Annotated in this window: 14 protein-coding genes; 8 read left to right on the top strand and 6 right to left on the bottom strand. The window is 60.1% G+C overall.

Annotation, left to right across the window (positions count from 1 at the left end; all coding sequences use genetic code 11):
* Nucleotides 1-133 precede the first annotated feature (133 nt).
* The 5 genes from rlmF to PMI31_RS13375 form a co-directional block, all read right to left on the bottom strand.
* On the bottom strand, nucleotides 134-1,156 hold the full coding sequence (gene rlmF, locus PMI31_RS13395) for a 23S rRNA (adenine(1618)-N(6))-methyltransferase RlmF (protein ID WP_008018579.1): 1,023 nt from the start codon (nucleotides 1,154-1,156) through the stop codon (nucleotides 134-136).
* A 165-nt stretch (nucleotides 1,157-1,321) separates the two neighbouring features.
* The gene (locus PMI31_RS13390; protein ID WP_008018577.1) at nucleotides 1,322-4,168 is read right to left on the bottom strand and encodes a valine--tRNA ligase; all 2,847 of its coding nucleotides are present in this window, start codon (nucleotides 4,166-4,168) and stop codon (nucleotides 1,322-1,324) included.
* Between the two features lie 239 nt (nucleotides 4,169-4,407).
* The gene (locus PMI31_RS13385) at nucleotides 4,408-5,724 is read right to left on the bottom strand and encodes an MFS transporter (protein WP_008018574.1); all 1,317 of its coding nucleotides are present in this window, start codon (nucleotides 5,722-5,724) and stop codon (nucleotides 4,408-4,410) included.
* 291 nt (nucleotides 5,725-6,015) lie between these two features.
* A complete protein-coding gene (locus PMI31_RS13380) occupies nucleotides 6,016-7,248 on the bottom strand; it encodes a transporter associated domain-containing protein (RefSeq protein WP_008018571.1) in 1,233 nt (410 codons plus the stop codon).
* A 12-nt stretch (nucleotides 7,249-7,260) separates the two neighbouring features.
* Nucleotides 7,261-8,073 carry a cytochrome C assembly family protein gene (locus tag PMI31_RS13375; RefSeq protein WP_008018570.1) on the bottom strand — a complete coding sequence of 271 codons (813 nt, stop codon included), beginning with the start codon at nucleotides 8,071-8,073 and terminating at the stop codon, nucleotides 7,261-7,263.
* A gap of 210 nt (nucleotides 8,074-8,283) precedes the next feature.
* Here PMI31_RS13375 and ffh point away from each other — a divergent pair, with 210 nt between their 5' ends.
* The 5 genes from ffh (at nucleotide 8,284) to rplS (ending at nucleotide 11,854) form a co-directional block, all read left to right on the top strand.
* On the top strand, nucleotides 8,284-9,660 hold the full coding sequence (gene ffh, locus PMI31_RS13370) for a signal recognition particle protein (protein WP_008018569.1): 1,377 nt from the start codon (nucleotides 8,284-8,286) through the stop codon (nucleotides 9,658-9,660).
* 249 nt (nucleotides 9,661-9,909) lie between these two features.
* On the top strand, nucleotides 9,910-10,161 hold the full coding sequence (rpsP, locus tag PMI31_RS13365; RefSeq protein ID WP_007972721.1) for a 30S ribosomal protein S16: 252 nt from the start codon (nucleotides 9,910-9,912) through the stop codon (nucleotides 10,159-10,161).
* Nucleotides 10,162-10,166: 5 nt separating this feature from the next.
* A complete protein-coding gene (gene rimM / locus PMI31_RS13360; RefSeq protein WP_008018568.1) occupies nucleotides 10,167-10,703 on the top strand; it encodes a ribosome maturation factor RimM in 537 nt (178 codons plus the stop codon).
* 2 nt (nucleotides 10,704-10,705) lie between these two features.
* Nucleotides 10,706-11,458, top strand: a complete 753-nt coding sequence (trmD, locus tag PMI31_RS13355) for a tRNA (guanosine(37)-N1)-methyltransferase TrmD (protein WP_007897583.1) — start codon at nucleotides 10,706-10,708, stop codon at nucleotides 11,456-11,458.
* 45 nt (nucleotides 11,459-11,503) lie between these two features.
* Nucleotides 11,504-11,854, top strand: coding sequence for a 50S ribosomal protein L19 (gene rplS / locus PMI31_RS13350; protein WP_008018567.1), 351 nt, complete (start codon nucleotides 11,504-11,506; stop codon nucleotides 11,852-11,854).
* Between the two features lie 175 nt (nucleotides 11,855-12,029).
* On the opposite strand, the gene PMI31_RS13345 is transcribed toward rplS, so the two are convergent.
* Nucleotides 12,030-13,838: a cation:proton antiporter gene (locus PMI31_RS13345; protein WP_008018566.1), complete on the bottom strand. Its 1,809-nt coding sequence runs from the start codon at nucleotides 13,836-13,838 to the stop codon at nucleotides 12,030-12,032.
* A 107-nt stretch (nucleotides 13,839-13,945) separates the two neighbouring features.
* Here PMI31_RS13345 and xerD point away from each other — a divergent pair, with 107 nt between their 5' ends.
* The 3 genes from xerD to PMI31_RS13330 all read left to right on the top strand — a co-directional run bounded on the left by xerD (nucleotide 13,946) and on the right by PMI31_RS13330 (nucleotide 17,273).
* A complete protein-coding gene (gene xerD / locus PMI31_RS13340) occupies nucleotides 13,946-14,842 on the top strand; it encodes a site-specific tyrosine recombinase XerD (RefSeq protein ID WP_008018565.1) in 897 nt (298 codons plus the stop codon).
* A 261-nt stretch (nucleotides 14,843-15,103) separates the two neighbouring features.
* Entirely contained in the window at nucleotides 15,104-15,835 is a 732-nt protein-coding gene (gene dsbC / locus PMI31_RS13335; RefSeq protein ID WP_008018564.1) for a bifunctional protein-disulfide isomerase/oxidoreductase DsbC, read from the top strand.
* Nucleotides 15,836-15,968: 133 nt separating this feature from the next.
* Nucleotides 15,969-17,273, top strand: a complete 1,305-nt coding sequence (locus PMI31_RS13330) for a homoserine dehydrogenase (protein WP_008018563.1) — start codon at nucleotides 15,969-15,971, stop codon at nucleotides 17,271-17,273.
* Nucleotides 17,274-17,372: the final 99 nt, after the last annotated feature.

Genomic DNA, 17,372 nt, shown 5'->3' with positions numbered 1-17,372 from the left:
CGGTTTTTTTGTGCCTGCGATTGTAGGAGCGAGCTTGCTCGCGATGGGCGTAAACGATAACGCGGGCAGTCTGAATGAACGCGTTGCTCTCAGGTTTTTCGCGAGCAAGCTCGCTCCTACAGGTGGACGTGTTTTAGTTTTTAGGCGCCCAACGCTCGCGCCAAACCTGTTGCTGGGCTGGAGTCTGGAAGGTCCAGGCGACGAAGCGGCTCTGCTTCTGTCCCTGCCCCATTTCCACCACCTGACTTTCCAGTACGCCGGCCTTGCTCAGGGCTGCCTGGATCGCCGGCAGGTTCGAGGCCTTTGACACCAGCGTGCTGAACCACAGCACTTGTTGCGCCACCTGCACGCTCTCGCTGACCAGTTGGGTGACGAAACGCACTTCCCCACCCTCGCACCACAATTCCGCCGCTTGGCCGCCAAAGTTCAACACCGGCAGCTTGCGTTTCGGATCGGCTTTGCCCAGGGCGCGCCATTTGCGCGTGCTGCCCCGTGTGGCCTCGTCCAGCGAGGCGTGGAATGGCGGGTTGCACAGGGTCAGATCGAATCGCTCTGCGCTTTCCAGCAGGCCTGTGAGGATCTGCTTGGGGTTGCTCTGCTGGCGTACCTGGATGGCTTTGTTCAGGCCATTGGATTGAATGATGGCCTTTGCCGCGGCAATGGCGGTCGCATCGATATCGGAACCGAGGAACTGCCAGCGATAGTCGCTGTAGCCGATCAGCGGATACACGCAGTTGGCGCCCATGCCGATGTCCAGCACCTTCACGGCGGCGCCACGGGGAATCACACCGTCATTGCCGCTGGCCAGCAGGTCGGCGAGGAAGTGCACGTAATCGGCACGGCCTGGCACTGGCGGGCACAGGTAGTCGGCCGGAATGTCCCAGTGAGCGATGCCATAGAACGACTTGAGCAGCGCCCGATTGAACACCCGCACGGCTTCCGGGCTGGCGAAGTCGATGCTTTCCTTGCCGTACGGATTGATGATCACGAACTTCTTCAGTTCCGGGGAGCTTTTGATCAGCGCCGGAAAGTCGTAGCGACCCTGGTGGCGATTGCGCGGGTGCAGGCTAGCCTTTTCCTTCGGGGCGACGGCCGTGGCCGGGGTCTTCGGGGCAGGCTTTTGGCGCGCAGGCTTGGGGGGGCGGGGGGCGGTCATGGGTGTGGTCGATTCGGGCATGGCTGAAAGTGGCGGGCATTGTCCCACATCCTGCCGTTGTGAACCCATCATCAAAAACAACACAGAACCCTGTGGTAGGTTGGGAAGTGGCAGGCATAAAAAAGGGAGGCCGCATGGGCCTCCCTCTTTCAGTGCGATCTGCCGTTACAGGCTGGCAATCCGCGCATGCTGCTCGGCCAGTTTGCCCAGGGCCTGTTCGGCCTCGGCCAGTTTGGCGCGTTCTTTCTCGATGACTTCGGCTGGCGCCTTGTCGACGAAACCGGCGTTGGACAGCTTGCCGCCGACGCGTTGCACTTCACCTTGCAGACGCTGGATTTCCTTGTCCAGACGCGCCAGTTCCGCACCTTTGTCGATCAAGCCGGCCATTGGCACCAGCACTTCCATCTCGCCGACCAGCGCGGTGGCGGACAGCGGTGCTTCTTCGCCAGCAGCGAGCACGGTGATCGATTCCAGACGCGCCAGCTTCTTCAGCAGGGCTTCATTTTCGGTCAGGCGACGCTGATCCTCGGCGCTGACGTTTTTCAGGAACAACGGCAGCGGTTTGCCCGGGCCGATGTTCATTTCGCCACGGATGTTGCGGGTGCCGAGCATCAGGCCCTTGAGCCATTCGATGTCATCTTCGGCCGCCTGATCGATGCGTGTTTCGTTGGCCACTGGCCAAGGTTGCAGCATGATCGTCTTGCCTTCTATACCGGCTAGCGGCGCGATGCGCTGCCAGATTTCTTCGGTGATGAACGGCATGAACGGGTGTGCCAGGCGCAGGGCGACTTCCAGTACGCGCACCAGGGTGCGACGGGTGCCGCGCTGGCGTTCGACCGGTGCGTTTTCGTCCCACAGCACAGGCTTGGACAGTTCCAGGTACCAGTCGCAATACTGGTTCCAGATGAACTCGTACAAGGCTTGCGCCGCCAGGTCGAAACGGAACTGGTCGAGCTGGCGGGTCACTTCGGCTTCGGTGCGTTGCAGTTGCGAAATGATCCAGCGATCGGCCAGGGACAGCTCATAGGCTTCGCCGTTCTGGCCACAGTCTTCGCCCTTGTCCAGCACATAGCGCGCCGCGTTCCAGATCTTGTTGCAGAAGTTGCGATAGCCTTCGACGCGGCCCATGTCGAACTTGATGTCACGACCGGTGGATGCCAGCGAGCAGAAGGTGAAGCGCAGGGCGTCGGTGCCGTAGCTGGCAATGCCTTCGGCGAACTCGTCGCGGGTCTGCTTCTCGATCTTCTTCGCCAGTTTCGGCTGCATCAGGCCGGAGGTGCGTTTCTGCACCAGCTCTTCCAGTTCGATGCCGTCGATGATGTCCAGCGGGTCCAGGACGTTGCCCTTGGACTTGGACATCTTCTGGCCCTGGCCGTCACGCACCAGACCATGAACATAAACAGTCTTGAATGGCACCTGCGGCGTGCCGTCTTCGTTCTTCACCAAATGCATGGTGAGCATGATCATCCGGGCAACCCAGAAGAAAATGATGTCGAAGCCGGTCACCAGCACGTCGGTGGAGTGGAATTTCTTCAGGAATTCGGTTTTTTCCGGCCAGCCGAGGGTGGAGAACGTCCACAGGCCCGAGCTGAACCAGGTATCAAGAACGTCATTGTCCTGTTGCAGGGCGACGTCCGGGCCGATTTTGTGCTTGGCCCGCACTTCGGCTTCGTCGCGACCGACGTAGACCTTGCCCGACTCGTCGTACCAGGCCGGAATCCGGTGGCCCCACCACAGCTGACGGCTGATGCACCAATCCTGGATGTCGCGCATCCACGAGAAGTACATGTTTTCGTACTGTTTTGGCACGAATTGGATACGGCCGTCTTCGACGGCTGCAATCGCAGGCTCGGCCAACGGCTTGGTGGACACGTACCATTGGTCGGTCAGCCATGGCTCGATGACGGTGCCGGAGCGGTCGCCTTTCGGTACTTTCAGGGCGTGGTCGTCAACGCTGACCAACAGGCCGGCAGCGTCGAACGCGGCCACGATCTGCTTGCGGGCTTCGAAGCGGTCGAGACCGGCGTATTCGGCCGGGATCTTGCCGTCGATGGTTTCGTTCAGCGTGCCGTCGAGGTTGAACGCCTGGCAGGCCGGCAGGACCGTTGCGTTTTTGTCGAAGATGTTCAGCAGCGGCAGGTTGTGACGCTTGCCGACTTCGTAGTCGTTGAAGTCGTGGGCCGGGGTGATTTTCACGCAACCGGTACCGAATTCAGGGTCGCAGTAATCGTCGGCAATGATCGGGATGCGGCGGCCGACCAGCGGCAGCTCGACAAATTTGCCGATCAGGGCTTTGTAGCGATCATCGTTCGGGTTCACGGCCACGGCAGAGTCGCCGAGCATGGTTTCCGGGCGAGTGGTCGCGACGATCAGGAAATCGTTGCCTTCAGCGGTCTTGGCGCCGTCGGCCAGCGGGTATTTCAGGTTCCACAGGAAACCTTTCTCGTCGTGGTTTTCCACTTCGAGGTCGGAAATCGCCGTGTGCAGCTTGGTGTCCCAGTTGACCAGGCGCTTGCCGCGGTAGATCAGGCCGTCTTCGTGCAAACGGACGAAGGCTTCTTTAACGGCTTCCGAGAGGCCGTCGTCCATGGTGAAGCGCTCGCGGCTCCAGTCGACAGACGAGCCGAGGCGACGGATCTGACGGCTGATGTTGCCACCGGACTCATCCTTCCACTCCCAGACTTTCTCGAGGAACTTCTCGCGCCCCAGGTCATGGCGGCTCTGGCCCTTGGCTTCGAGCTGACGCTCCACCAGCATCTGCGTGGCGATACCGGCGTGGTCGGTGCCCGGCTGCCACAGGGTGTTGCGACCCTGCATGCGGCGGAAACGGATCAGGGCGTCCATGATCGCGTTGTTGAAGCCGTGCCCCATGTGCAGGCTGCCGGTGACGTTCGGCGGCGGGATCATGATGGTGTAGGACTCGCCCGCGCCTTGCGGGGCGAAGTAATTCTCTGACTCCCAGGTGTTGTACCAGGAAGTTTCAATGGCGTGCGGTTGGTAGGTCTTATCCATGCGCGGCGGGACCCTATTGGCATTTATTCAGGAAAAGCCGGGAAGTATAGCGGGGATGAGCCGATGCGCGTAGAGCGAGGTGACAATGGGTGGGGGAAAAACCGTGTTTTTTCGGGGGAGTGTTTAGTCAGTAAAGACGCCATCGCGGGCAAGCCCGCTCCCACAGGTGGTGTGTCGTACAGCAATTGTGTGATCAACACTGACCCTGTGGGAGCTGGCTTGCCAGCGATGGCGGCCGGTCAGGCAACCTGATTCAAATCGTTATGCCGCGTTTCCTTCAGGCACAGCACCGCAATCAGGCTCAGCACTGCCGCCCCGGACACATATCCGCCGACATAGCCCAACCCGCCCATCGCCACCAGTTTCTGGGCGAAGAACGGCGCCGCCGAAGCGCCGACGATACCGCCCAGGTTGTAGGCCGCCGAGGCGCCGGTGTAGCGCACGCGGGTGGGGAACAGCTCCGGCAGCAGCGCCCCCATCGGCGCAAACGTCACGCCCATCAGAAACAGTTCGATGCACAGGAATAACGCCACGCCCCACGTCGAGCCCTGGGTCAGCAGCGGCTCCATGAGAAAGCCGGACAGGATCGCCAGTACGCCACCGATGATCAGCACCGGTTTGCGCCCGTAACGGTCGCTGGCCCAGGCCGACAGCGGGGTGGCGGCCGCCATGAACAGCACCGCGAAGCACAACAGGCCGAGGAAGGTTTCGCGGCTGTAGCCGAGCGTTGCCACGCCGTAACTCAGGGAAAACACGGTGGAGATGTAAAACAGCGCGTAGCACACGACCATCGCGCCGGCTCCCAGCAATACGGGCGCCCAGTATTGACCGAACAGCTCGAACAGCGGGATCTTCACCCGCTCCTGGCGCGCCACGGCGTTGGCAAACACCGGAGTTTCATGCAGCTTGAGGCGAACGTACAGGCCGACCATCACCAGTGCGGCGCTGAGCAGGAACGGAATACGCCAGCCCCAGGAGCGGAACTGTTCATCGTCCAGTACCAGGGCCAATGTCAGGAACAGGCCGTTGGCCGCCAGGAAGCCAATGGATGGCCCCAGTTGCGGAAACATGCCGAACCACGCGCGCTTGCCTTTCGGCGCGTTCTCCGTGGCCAGCAATGCCGCACCACCCCATTCACCGCCCAGCCCCAGGCCCTGGCCGAAGCGCAGGACGCAAAGCAGGATCGGTGCCCAGGCGCCAATGCTGTCGTAACCCGGCAGCACGCCGATCAGCGTGGTGCACACGCCCATCAGCAGCAATGAGGCGACCAGGGTCGATTTGCGCCCGATACGGTCGCCAAAGTGGCCGAAAAGCGCCGAACCCAAGGGGCGTGCAAGGAAAGCGATACCGAACGTGAGAAACGCCGAAAGCATCTGGGCGGTGCCGGATGTCTGCGGAAAGAACACCGGGCCGATCACCAGCGCAGCGGCGGTGGCATAGACATAGAAATCGTAGAACTCGATAGCGGTACCGATGAAGCTTGCGGTGGCCACGCGGGTGGCGGAGTTCGTCGGTTGCGCAGGTGTGGAGTCGCTGTAAGTCGTACTGGTCGTCATGCGGTTATCCCTGACAGTCATGGGCTCCAGTGGAGCAAATTATTATGGTCGAGAACCCAGGGATGTGGGTGGAGACACGGTCGCTGTTCAAGGTAGGAACAGTCGTCGGTTGGTTGCGGGCGTTGCTGATGGACGGGCCGGAGGCTGCTAAGTGCGGGGTAAGCACGGAGCCGGCGAGGCTTGGGTAAGCGGTTCGATTATAGGAAGGTGGCTAACGATCGAACAAGAGGTCTGGCGAACACAGTGTGGCGAGGGGGCAAGCCCCTTCGCCACAGGGATTTGTGTCAGGTTTCAGATAACGACCGGCATCGAACTGGTCTGCCAGATCAGCACCCGCGTGACACGATTGTCCTCGGTCTCGAGAATTTCCAGGCGATACCGACCGATCTTCAGGCACACCGCACTTTCGGGAATGGTTTCCAGCGCCTCGGTGACCAAACCGTTCAGGGTTTTCGGGCCATCGCTGGGCAGGTGCCAGCCGAGGCTCTTGTTCAGCTCGCGAATGGACGCGGCTCCGTCGATCACCAGGCGCCCGTCGGCTTGCGGATGAATGTGCGGGTTGTCCAGGCTGTGCTGGTTTTCGAACTCGCCGACGATTTCTTCGAGAATGTCTTCCAGAGTGACGATGCCCAGCACTTCGCCGTATTCGTCGACCACCATGCCCAGGCGCCGCTGCTGCTTGTGGAAGTTGAGCAGTTGCAACTGCAACGGAGTGCTTTCCGGCACGAAGTACGGCTCGTGACTGGCCGCCAGCAAGGCTTCCCGGGTCAGGCTCGCATCGGGCAGCAAGTGAAGGATATGCCGGGTGTTGAGGACGGCTTCGACCTGGTTGATGTCGCTGTGGAACACCGGCAGGCGAGTGCGCTTGTTGTGGCGCAGTTGTTCGATGATTTCTTCGATGGGGTCATCGAGGTTGATGCCGTCCACGTCACTGCGCGGCACCAGGATGTCATTGACCGTGATGTTGTCCAGTGCGTGGATGCCTGGCAGCGGGTGAGGGCGGGTTACGGTCTCGGGAGGTGTATGCCGCTCCGTGAGCGTTTCGTCCTCACTGCGTTGCACCACCTTGGCTTTACGGGCGAACGGTCGCATCAGCAACTGACTGATGCTGTTGAGCAACCATGCCGCGGGATAGATGACTTTCAGTGGTATGCGCAGCAGATTGTTGCCCTGGGTCAGGATCGCATCCGGATAGCGGGTGGCGAGCGCCCGTGGCAAATAGTCGGAAAACACCAGCAAAATGGCGCCTGCCCCAAGGCACGCAACCCACGGGCCGTTCTCGGCCCAGGTGAAAATGGCCAGCAAGGTGCTGATGACCACCACGAGTGCACGGCACAGGGTGTTGCAAAAAATCAGGCTGGCAAGCGGGAAGCTGAGTTTCGCCACCGGTTTGTCGCTGGAACGCGTTGCGGTGCGCTGGGCCAGCAAATGCTGGTGCGCCGCTTCGATGGCGGTAAACAGCCCCGACCATAAAATCAGCAGGGTCACTACCGCGAGCATCGGCCCTATGGGCAAGTCGTCCATTAATGCCGCCCGTCAGATATGCAGGATGTATTCACGAACCAGTTTGCTGCCGAAATACGCCAGCATCAGCAGGCAGAAACCGGCCAGGGTCCAGCGAATGGCTTTGTGCCCGCGCCAGCCGAGGCGATTGCGCCCCCACAGCAGCACGCTGAAAACGATCCAGGCCAGGCAGGCCAGCAGGGTTTTGTGCACCAGATGCTGGGCGAACAGGTTTTCGACGAACAGCCAGCCGGAAATCAACGACAACGACAATAGCGTCCAGCCGGCCCAGAGGAAGCCGAACAGCAGGCTTTCCATGGTTTGCAGCGGCGGGAAGTTCTTGATCAGCCCGGAGGGGTGCTTGTGTTTGAGCTGGTGGTCTTGAACCAGCAGCAGCAAGGCCTGGAACACCGCGATGGTGAACATGCCATAGGCAAGAATCGAGAGCAGGATGTGGGCGAGGATACCCGGCTCCTCATCGATGATCTGCACCGTGCCGGCCGGCGCGAAATGCGCCAGCAACACGGTCAAGGCCCCCAGCGGGAACAGCAGTATCAGCAGGTTCTCTACCGGAATCCGTGAACAGGCCAGCAGGGTCAATGCAATGACCGCCACGGCAATCAGGCTGGCGGCAGTGAAGAAGTCCAGACCCAGGCCGGTTGGGGTTAGCAGGTGGGTGAGCAGGCTGGCGCCGTGGGTCAATAAGGCGAGCACGCCAAGCATGACCAGCAGGCGTTTGTTGGCCTTGGTGCCGGACGCCAGGCGAGTGCCCTGATAAATGGTCGCAGCGGCATACAAGCAGGCGGCGGCGAGGGTAGTAAGCAAGCTGGGTGACAAGGGGAGCATAAATCCTGTTAGGCAAGCCCGAAAGTCGCTGAGTTTGGCATAGAACCCCCACCACACGAAAGACCGCGCAAGCCGACGGCGAGGTGTCCGCCAGCCACAGTCTTCGCTATAATCCGCGACCTGCCCACGCCGCAGGCTCGCCGAGCACACGTTTAGTCCGGTCCGGGCCGCCATTATCCCGGTCTACACAGGGCCTGAAAGGATCGCGCAATGTTTGAAAACTTAACCGACCGTCTCTCGCAGACGCTGCGCCATGTCACCGGCAAGGCCAAGCTGACTGAAGACAACATCAAAGATACCCTGCGCGAAGTGCGCATGGCGTTGCTCGAAGCCGACGTCGCCCTGCCGGTGGTCAAGGACTTCGTCAATTCGGTCAAGGAACGTGCCGTCGGTACCGAGGTGTCGCGCAGCCTGACGCCGGGCCAGGCCTTCGTGAAAATCGTCCAGGCCGAGCTCGAAAGCCTGATGGGCGCGGCCAACGAAGACCTGAACCTGAGCGCCGTTCCACCCGCCGTCATCCTGATGGCCGGTTTGCAGGGCGCGGGTAAAACCACCACCGCCGGCAAGCTCGCGCGCTTCCTTAAAGAGCGCAAGAAGAAGTCGGTCATGGTTGTGTCCGCCGACGTTTACCGTCCGGCGGCGATCAAGCAGCTGGAAACCCTGGCCAACGACATTGGCGTGACGTTCTTCCCGTCGGACCTGAGTCAGAAGCCGGTCGACATCGCCCAGGCGGCTATTAAAGAAGCAAAACTCAAATTCATCGACGTGGTCATCGTCGATACCGCCGGCCGCCTGCACATCGATGAAGAAATGATGGGCGAGATCAAGGCACTGCATGCCGCGATCAACCCGATCGAAACCCTGTTCGTGGTCGACGCCATGACCGGCCAGGACGCCGCCAACACGGCCAAGGCCTTTGGCGATGCATTGCCGCTGACCGGTGTGATCCTGACCAAGGTCGACGGCGACGCCCGTGGCGGTGCCGCTCTGTCGGTGCGTGCTATCACCGGCAAGCCGATCAAGTTCATCGGTATGGGCGAGAAGAGCGAAGCGCTCGATCCGTTCCATCCTGAGCGTATCGCCTCGCGCATCCTCGGCATGGGTGACGTGCTCAGCCTGATCGAGCAGGCGGAAGCGACGCTCGACAAGGACAAGGCCGACAAGCTTGCTAAAAAGCTGAAGAAGGGCAAGGGTTTCGACCTCGAAGACTTCCGCGATCAGCTGCAACAAATGAAGAACATGGGCGGCCTCGGCGGGCTCATGGACAAGCTGCCGAACATGGGCGGCGTGAATCTGGCGCAGATGGGCAACGCCCAGGGCGCGGCAGAAAAGCAATTCAAGCAGATGGAAGCCATCATCAACTCGATGACCCCGGCCGAGCGCCGCGACCCCGAGATGATCAGCGGTTCGCGCAAGCGCCGGATCGCCATGGGTTCCGGCACCCAGGTGCAAGACATCGGCCGCTTGATCAAGCAGCACAAGCAGATGCAGAAAATGATGAAGAAATTCTCTGCGAAAGGCGGAATGGCCAAGATGATGCGCGGCATGGGCGGAATGTTGCCCGGCGGCGGCATGCCAAAAATCTGAAAAAACTCGCCGGTCGTCGTACCGGCGCAGTCCCGCAAGGAAGCGGGATCTCCAGCAAACCCGCGCTTGGCGGGAGCTGACCGGCCGTTTTCAACGACGGCTCCATAGCCAATCTGGATGGCACGGTGACAGGTGCCGGAAAAAGGCATTTGCAAAAGTCCGGATATTCCTTAGAATATGCGGCCTTTCGGGCACCCATGCCCGCTGTGCATTTAGATTTGCAGCACCGACTACAGGAACGATGTTCACATGCTAACAATCCGTCTTGCCCTTGGCGGCTCCAAAAAGCGCCCGTTTTACCACTTGACCGTAACCGACAGCCGCAACCCGCGCGACGGTTCGCACAAGGAACAGGTTGGCTACTTCAACCCTGTTGCCCGTGGTCAGGAAGTTCGTCTGTCCGTGAACCAAGAGCGCGTAGCCTACTGGCTGAGCGTTGGTGCACAACCTTCTGAGCGCGTTGCTCAGTTGTTGAAGGAATCTGCTAAGGCTGCGGCCTGAGCAATATGAACGCGACGCCAGCCATTGCTGATGATTTGATCGTTATCGGCAAGATTTACTCTGTTCACGGCGTTCGCGGCGAAGTGAAGGTGTACTCCTTTACTGATCCGATTAAAAACCTGCTGGACTACAAAACCTGGACGCTCAAGCGTGACGGCAATGTAAGGCAGGTAGAGCTGCTCAGCGGACGCGGGAACGACAAGTTCCTGGTCGCAAAGCTCAAGGGTCTCGATGATCGCGAAGAAGCTCGTCTTCTGGCCGGTTATGAGATCTGCGTGCCGCGCAACCTGTTCCCTGAACTGACCGACGGCGAGTACTACTGGTACCAGCTGGAGGGTCTCAAGGTCATCGACACGCTCGGACAACTGTTCGGGAAAATCGATCACCTGCTGGAGACCGGCTCGAACGATGTCATGGTGGTCAAGCCTTGCGCTGGCAGCCTGGATGATCGCGAACGCCTGTTGCCCTATACGGAGCAATGCGTGTTGGCCGTCGACCTGGCCGCGGGCGAGATGAAGGTGGATTGGGACGCGGATTTCTAAGCGTGGCTAACTTGCGCGTAGAAGTGATCAGTCTGTTTCCCGAGATGTTCTCCGCCATCAGCGAGTACGGCATCACCAGTCGTGCGGTGAAACAGGGGCTCTTGCAGCTCACCTGTTGGAATCCGCGAGACTACACGACGGATCGACATCACACTGTGGACGATCGCCCGTTTGGCGGTGGTCCGGGCATGGTGATGAAGATCAAGCCCCTGGAAGATGCTCTGGTTCAGGCCAAGGCAGCAGCCGGGGAGGCGGCGAAGGTAATTTACCTGTCCCCCCAAGGCCGTCAACTGACTCAGTCGGCGGTACGCGAGTTGGCGAATCTGGATGCATTGATCCTGATTGCCGGCCGCTATGAAGGCATTGACGAGCGTTTTATTGATGCTCATGTCGATGAAGAGTGGTCGATTGGCGACTATGTATTGTCTGGCGGCGAGCTGCCGGCGATGGTCCTGATCGATGCGGTTACACGACTGCTGCCTGGAGCTTTAGGGCATGCGGACTCCGCCGAGGAAGATTCCTTTACGGATGGTTTGCTGGATTGCCCGCACTACACCCGACCGGAGGTGTATGCGGATCAGCGTGTTCCCGACGTATTGCTAAGTGGCAATCACGCGCACATCCGGCGTTGGCGTTTACAGCAGTCCCTTGGTCGGACCTTTGAACGACGCGCCGATCTTCTGGAAAGCCGCTCGCTTTCTGGAGAAGAGAAGAAGCTGCTCGAGGAATACATCCGCGAGCGGGACGATAGTTAACAACGTATCGATGGTAGATCCGACGATTTACCTTAGGAGCACAGCATGACTAACAAAATCATCCTTGCACTCGAAGCAGAGCAGATGACCAAAGAGATCCCTCCCTTTGCCCCGGGCGACACCATTGTCGTTCAGGTGAAAGTGAAGGAAGGCGACCGTTCGCGTCTGCAAGCGTTCGAAGGTGTTGTTATCGCCAAGCGTAACCGCGGCGTAAACAGTGCATTCACCGTTCGTAAAATCTCCAACGGTGTTGGCGTAGAGCGTACTTTCCAGACCTACTCCCCGCAAATCGACAGCATGGCTGTCAAGCGTCGCGGTGACGTACGTAAAGCCAAGCTGTACTACCTGCGCGACCTGTCGGGTAAAGCAGCTCGCATCAAGGAAAAACTGGTTTAAGTCCAGCTTCCGATGCAGAAAAAAGCAGCCTACGGGCTGCTTTTTTGTTGTCTGCGGTTTGTCTGTCCCCTGTAGGAGCTGGCTTGCCAGCGAAGACGGCCGCCCAGCCGATGAATGTTTCGACTGACACACCGCCTTCGCTGGCAAGCCAGCTCCTACAGGGCGAATCGTTCTGTCAGGCGCTGCTCGTCTCGGGCTGAATCAATGCTAGAAGTGTCCACCCCGCCGAAGGCTTCAGCGAGCTGTCCGGTGTCACCACGTGCACCCAACCGCTGTCATCGCGCACGAACAGCAAGGTCGCACGCTCGCCATGCGGCGCGCGGTAGTCGTCCCAACTGAAGCCATCCGTCAATGTCGTGCTGTAGAGCTCGGCGCCCTGGCTCAATTGGCTGGCGAACTTGGCGTAGGTCAGCGCCTCGCTGCCCAGTTGATTGCCGCGATGCTCCAGGCTGGTGCGGTGCTTGTCGGTGCGGCGGTTTTCCTGGCCGCTGGCCAGGCCGAACATGCGCTGATGACCCAGTTCATGACGAAAGCGCATCAGCGCCAGGGTATTCATCTCTCCGGAGGGTGACAGCGCCAGCAAATGCCCGAGGCCGACCAGGTCCAGGTGCGCATCGGCATGTTGCGACGCCGGGTTGCCAAAATAGGTTGGCAAACCTTCCATTCGGGCAGCACGAATGTTTTCCCAGCTCGAATCCGTCAGCAGCACCCGGCTGCCCAGTTGTTGCAGTGCCTTGCCCAGTATGCGCGCAGGTCCATTGGCGCCGATGATCAGGAAGCCACTTGGCGCCGGTTCCGCCACCTTCAGCAGGCGTGCCAGCGGTCGTGCTGTCGCGCTTTGCAACACGACCGTACCGATGATCACCGCAAAGGTGAGCGGCACGAGTAGTAGTGCCTCCTGATGACCGGCCGCATGCAGGCGGATGGCGAAAATTGCCGACACCGCCGCTGCCACGATTCCCCTTGGGGCAATCCATGCCAGCAGGGCCCGCTCGCGCCAACTCAGGCTGGAGCCCGCCGTGCACAGCAGTACATTCAAAGGGCGGGCGATGAACTGAATGACCAGCAGCAAAATCAGCACCAGGGGCCCAAGGCCGATCATGGCGTTCAGGTCCAGCCGTGCCGCCAGCAGAATGAACAGGCCGGAGATCAGCAGCACGCTGAGGTTCTCCTTGAAGTGCAGGATGTGCCGCACGTCCACGCCTTTCATGTTGGCCAGCCACATGCCCATGAGTGTCACGGCCAGCAACCCGGATTCATGGGTGACCTCGTTGGAGGTAATGAAAATACCCAGGACTGCCGCGAGCGCCGCCAGGTTGTGCAGGTATTCCGGCAGCCACTGGCGACGAATCAGGGTGCCAAGCAACAAGCCGCCCAAAACACCAAACAGGCTGCCGCACAAGATCACGCCGCCGAAGGTCAGCAGGCTTTCCTTGAAGCCATTACCTTCACCGCTGGCGATGATGAAGCTATAGACGACCACCGCCAGCAGGGCGCCGATGGGGTCGATGACAATGCCTTCCCAGCGCAGGATGTTGGCAATCGAGGCTTTCGGGCGCACGACGCGCAGCATCGGTACGATCACGGTCGGCCCGGTCACCAGGGTCAGGCTGCCGAACAGGATGGCCAGCATCCAGTCGAAACCCAGCAGCCAGTGAGTGGCAACCGCAATCACCGCCCAGGTGGAAAGGGCTCCAATCGTGACCAGGCGGTGGACGACGCTGCCGATTTCGCGCCACTCGGACAAATGCAGGGTCAGGCTGCCTTCGAACAGGATCAGCGCCACCGCCAGGGACACCAGCGGCATCAGCAGTGGCCCGAACATTTCCTGCGGGTCGAGCAAGTGCAGTCCGGGACCGGCCAGGATGCCGGTCAACAACAGGAAAAGGATCGCCGGCAGTTTCAAGCGCCAGGCCAGCCATTGGCAAAGCAGCGCCGCCGCGCCTATCCCGCCAAATGCCAATAAAATCTGCTGCTCGCTCATTGCTGCTCCCTGTTCCTTGAATTGGCGGCCTGTGAAAGACTAGCGGCCGATTCCATGTCTGTTCCTAATTTTGTGCGCAGTCTCGGGACTGTGTGATTTGAGTGCCCATGCCTGCCATCGATCACCCGCTGATAGACCAGTTCCTCGACGCCTTGTGGCTGGAGAAAGGCCTTTCCGATAACACCCGCGATGCCTATCGCAGTGACCTCACGCTGTTCAATGGCTGGCTACAGGACAAAGGACTGGAGCTGGTCAATGCCGGGCGCGAGTTGATTCTCGACCACCTGGCCTGGCGCCTGGAGCAAAACTACAAACCTCGTTCCACCGCGCGATTTCTCTCGGGGGTGCGTGGCTTCTATCGCTATCTGTTGCGGGAAAAGATGATCGCTGTCGATCCAACGTTAAGGGTTGATATGCCGCAACTCGGCAGGCCGCTGCCCAAATCCTTGTCGGAGGCCGATGTAGAAGCACTGTTGAAGGCGCCTGATTTGAGCGAAGCCATCGGGCAGCGCGACCGCGCCATGCTTGAAGTGCTGTACGCCTGTGGTCTTCGGGTGACGGAACTGATCAGTCTGACGCTGGAACAGGTCAATCTGCGCCAAGGCGTGTTGCGAGTGATGGGCAAGGGCAGCAAGGAGCGACTGGTCCCGATGGGGGAGGAGGCGATTGTCTGGGTCGAGCGCTACATGCGCGATGGGCGGGGCGAGCTGCTTGGCGGGCGTCCCAGCGATGTGTTGTTTCCCAGTCAGCGTGGCGAGCAGATGACCCGCCAGACCTTCTGGCATCGGATCAAGCACCAGGCCAAGGTGGCCGGGATCGGCAAGTCGCTGTCACCGCACACGCTGCGCCACGCCTTCGCCACGCACCTGCTCAACCACGGTGCAGACCTGAGGGTGGTGCAGATGCTGCTGGGGCACAGTGACTTGTCGACGACCCAGATCTACACCCACGTTGCCCGTGCGCGCTTGCAGGACCTGCATGCCAAACACCACCCCAGAGGCTGACCGTACCCTCCTGTAGGAGCGAGCCTGCTCGCGATGGTCGTTAACGATAATACGTGCCGAATGGTTCAACGCGGCGCTTTTGAGACCTTCGCGAGCGAGCTCGCTCCTACAAAAAACATTCGCCAATGCCTTGTATCACCGGCATTCGGCCCCACGAACCTTATGTGATAGGCTTGACCGGTTTGCACGATGGGCGGTTATGACCCGGTGTCTTGGCACGGGCGTTCTGATCGTCCCATATGTTCGCCTTCAGGAGTTCTCATGCGTCTGACCCAGATTTTCGCCGCCGCAGCCATTGCGTTGGTCAGCACCTTTGCCGTCGCCGATGACGCGGCCGACAAAGCCATTCGTAAAAGCCTGGAAAACCTCCAGCTCGAAGTGCCGGTGGAAAGCATCACCGCCAGCCCGTTGCCAGGCCTGTACGAAGTCAAGCTCAAAGGCAGCCGCGTGCTGTACGCCAGTGCCGACGGCCAGTATGTGGTTCAGGGCTACCTGTTCGATCTCAAGGACGGCAAGCCGGTCAACCTGACCGAGAAGACTGAACGCCTGGGCATTGCCAAGCTGATCAACGACATTCCAGTGACTGAAACCGTGGTCTACCCGGCCATTGGCGAAACCAAGTCGCACATCACCGTATTCACCGACACCACCTGCCCGTACTGCCACAAGCTGCACGCCGAAGTGCCTGAGCTGAACAAGCGCGGCATTGAAGTGCGTTATGTCGCGTTCCCGCGTCAGGGCCTGGGCTCGCCGGGAGACGAACAGCTGCAGGCGGTGTGGTGCTCGAAAGACAAGAAAGCGGCCATGGATAAAATGGTCGACGGCAAGGAAATCAAGGCCGCCAAGTGCGATAACCCGGTTTCCAAACAGTTCGCACTCGGCCAGTCGATTGGCGTGAACGGTACGCCGGCCATCGTTTTGGCCGACGGTCAGGTCATTCCGGGCTACCAGCCTGCGCCACAAGTCGCCAAACTGGCGCTGGGCGCGAAGTAAATTCGCATCGTCACGCTCAGTCGTTGACGAGCGTGGTCCGGCGGCAGCATTGTCGGGCCATCAATAGAGAGCCGCGAATCTGCGGTTGTTTTCACGGCCGGCCTTGTGTCGGCCGTTTTATGGGGAGTTCACAGTGAAACCGGTCAAAGTAGGCATCTGTGGGTTAGGGACCGTCGGTGGCGGAACCTTCAACGTACTTCAGCGCAACGCCGAGGAAATCGCTCGTCGTGCCGGGCGTGGAATCGAAGTGGCACAAATTGCCATGCGCACGCCAAAGCCTCAGTTCCAAACGACCGGTATTGCGATTACCAACGATGTCTTCGAAGTGGCCACGAACCCTGAGATCGACATCGTCATAGAGCTGATGGGCGGCTACACCGTTGCCCGCGAGCTGGTACTCAAGGCCATCGAGAATGGCAAGCATGTGGTCACCGCGAACAAGGCGCTTATCGCCGTTCACGGTAATGAAATTTTCGCCAAGGCCCGCGAGAAGGGCGTGATCGTTGCGTTCGAAGCGGCGGTGGCCGGTGGCATCCCGGTGATCAAGGCGATCCGCGAAGGCCTGTCCGCCAACCGCATCAACTGGGTGGCCGGTATCATCAACGGCACCGGCAACTTCATCCTGACGGAAATGCGCGAGAAGGGTCGCACCTTCGAAGACGTATTGGCCGAAGCCCAGGCCCTGGGTTATGCCGAAGCCGATCCAACCTTCGACGTTGAGGGTATCGACGCCGCTCACAAGCTGACGATCCTGGCCTCCATCGCGTTCGGCATCCCGCTGCAGTTCGACAAGGCTTACACCGAAGGCATCACCAAACTGACTACCGCTGACGTGAACTACGCCGAAGCGCTGGGCTACCGCATCAAGCACCTGGGCGTGGCGCGCAGCACCGCGGCCGGTATCGAACTGCGCGTGCACCCGACGCTGATCCCGGCCGATCGCCTGATCGCCAACGTCAACGGAGTGATGAACGCTGTGATGGTCAACGGCGATGCTGCCGGTTCGACCCTGTTCTACGGTGCCGGTGCCGGTATGGAGCCAACCGCTTCGTCGGTGATCGCCGACCTGGTGGACGTGGTCCGCGCCATGACGTCCGATCCGGAAAACCGCGTGCCGCACCTGGCGTTCCAGCCGGATTCGCTGTCGGCCCACCCGATCCTGCCGATCGAAGCCTGCGAAAGCGCCTACTACCTGCGTATTCAGGCCAAGGACCATCCAGGCGTATTGGCTCAGGTCGCAAGCATCCTTTCGGAGCGCGGCATCAACATCGAGTCGATCATGCAGAAGGAAGCCGAGGAACACGACGGCCTGGTGCCGATGATCCTGCTGACTCACCGCGTGCTGGAACAGCACATCAACGATGCCATCCAGGCACTGGAAGCTCTTCAGGGCGTGGTTGGACCGGTAGTCCGGATTCGTGTCGAACATTTGAATTAACACAGCGGCAAGCGGCAAGCTTCAAGCGGCAAGTTGAAAGCAGTTCGGCTTTTACTTGCAGCTTGAAACTTGAAGCTTGAAGCTCAAACCGAAGGTTTG

Source organism: Pseudomonas sp. GM55, assembly GCF_000282395.1.
Lineage (GTDB): Bacteria > Pseudomonadota > Gammaproteobacteria > Pseudomonadales > Pseudomonadaceae > Aquipseudomonas > Aquipseudomonas fluorescens_CC.
This window is presented reverse-complemented; position numbering and strand designations above follow the sequence as displayed.

Excerpts from the sequence above, each read along its gene's own strand:
- rlmF (WP_008018579.1), bottom strand. The coding sequence starts at position 1,156 with ATGACCGCCCCCCGCCCCCCCAAGCCTGCGCGCCAAAAGCCTGCCCCG.
- rplS (WP_008018567.1), top strand. The coding sequence starts at position 11,504 with ATGACTAACAAAATCATCCTTGCACTCGAAGCAGAGCAGATGACCAAA.
- dsbC (WP_008018564.1), top strand. The coding sequence starts at position 15,104 with ATGCGTCTGACCCAGATTTTCGCCGCCGCAGCCATTGCGTTGGTCAGC.
- PMI31_RS13375 (WP_008018570.1), bottom strand. The coding sequence starts at position 8,073 with ATGCTCCCCTTGTCACCCAGCTTGCTTACTACCCTCGCCGCCGCCTGC.
- PMI31_RS13385 (WP_008018574.1), bottom strand. The coding sequence starts at position 5,724 with ATGACGACCAGTACGACTTACAGCGACTCCACACCTGCGCAACCGACG.
- PMI31_RS13345 (WP_008018566.1), bottom strand. The coding sequence starts at position 13,838 with ATGAGCGAGCAGCAGATTTTATTGGCATTTGGCGGGATAGGCGCGGCG.
- rpsP (WP_007972721.1), top strand. The coding sequence starts at position 9,910 with ATGCTAACAATCCGTCTTGCCCTTGGCGGCTCCAAAAAGCGCCCGTTT.
- xerD (WP_008018565.1), top strand. The coding sequence starts at position 13,946 with ATGCCTGCCATCGATCACCCGCTGATAGACCAGTTCCTCGACGCCTTG.
- PMI31_RS13390 (WP_008018577.1), bottom strand. The coding sequence starts at position 4,168 with ATGGATAAGACCTACCAACCGCACGCCATTGAAACTTCCTGGTACAAC.
- rimM (WP_008018568.1), top strand. The coding sequence starts at position 10,167 with ATGAACGCGACGCCAGCCATTGCTGATGATTTGATCGTTATCGGCAAG.
- ffh (WP_008018569.1), top strand. The coding sequence starts at position 8,284 with ATGTTTGAAAACTTAACCGACCGTCTCTCGCAGACGCTGCGCCATGTC.
- PMI31_RS13380 (WP_008018571.1), bottom strand. The coding sequence starts at position 7,248 with ATGGACGACTTGCCCATAGGGCCGATGCTCGCGGTAGTGACCCTGCTG.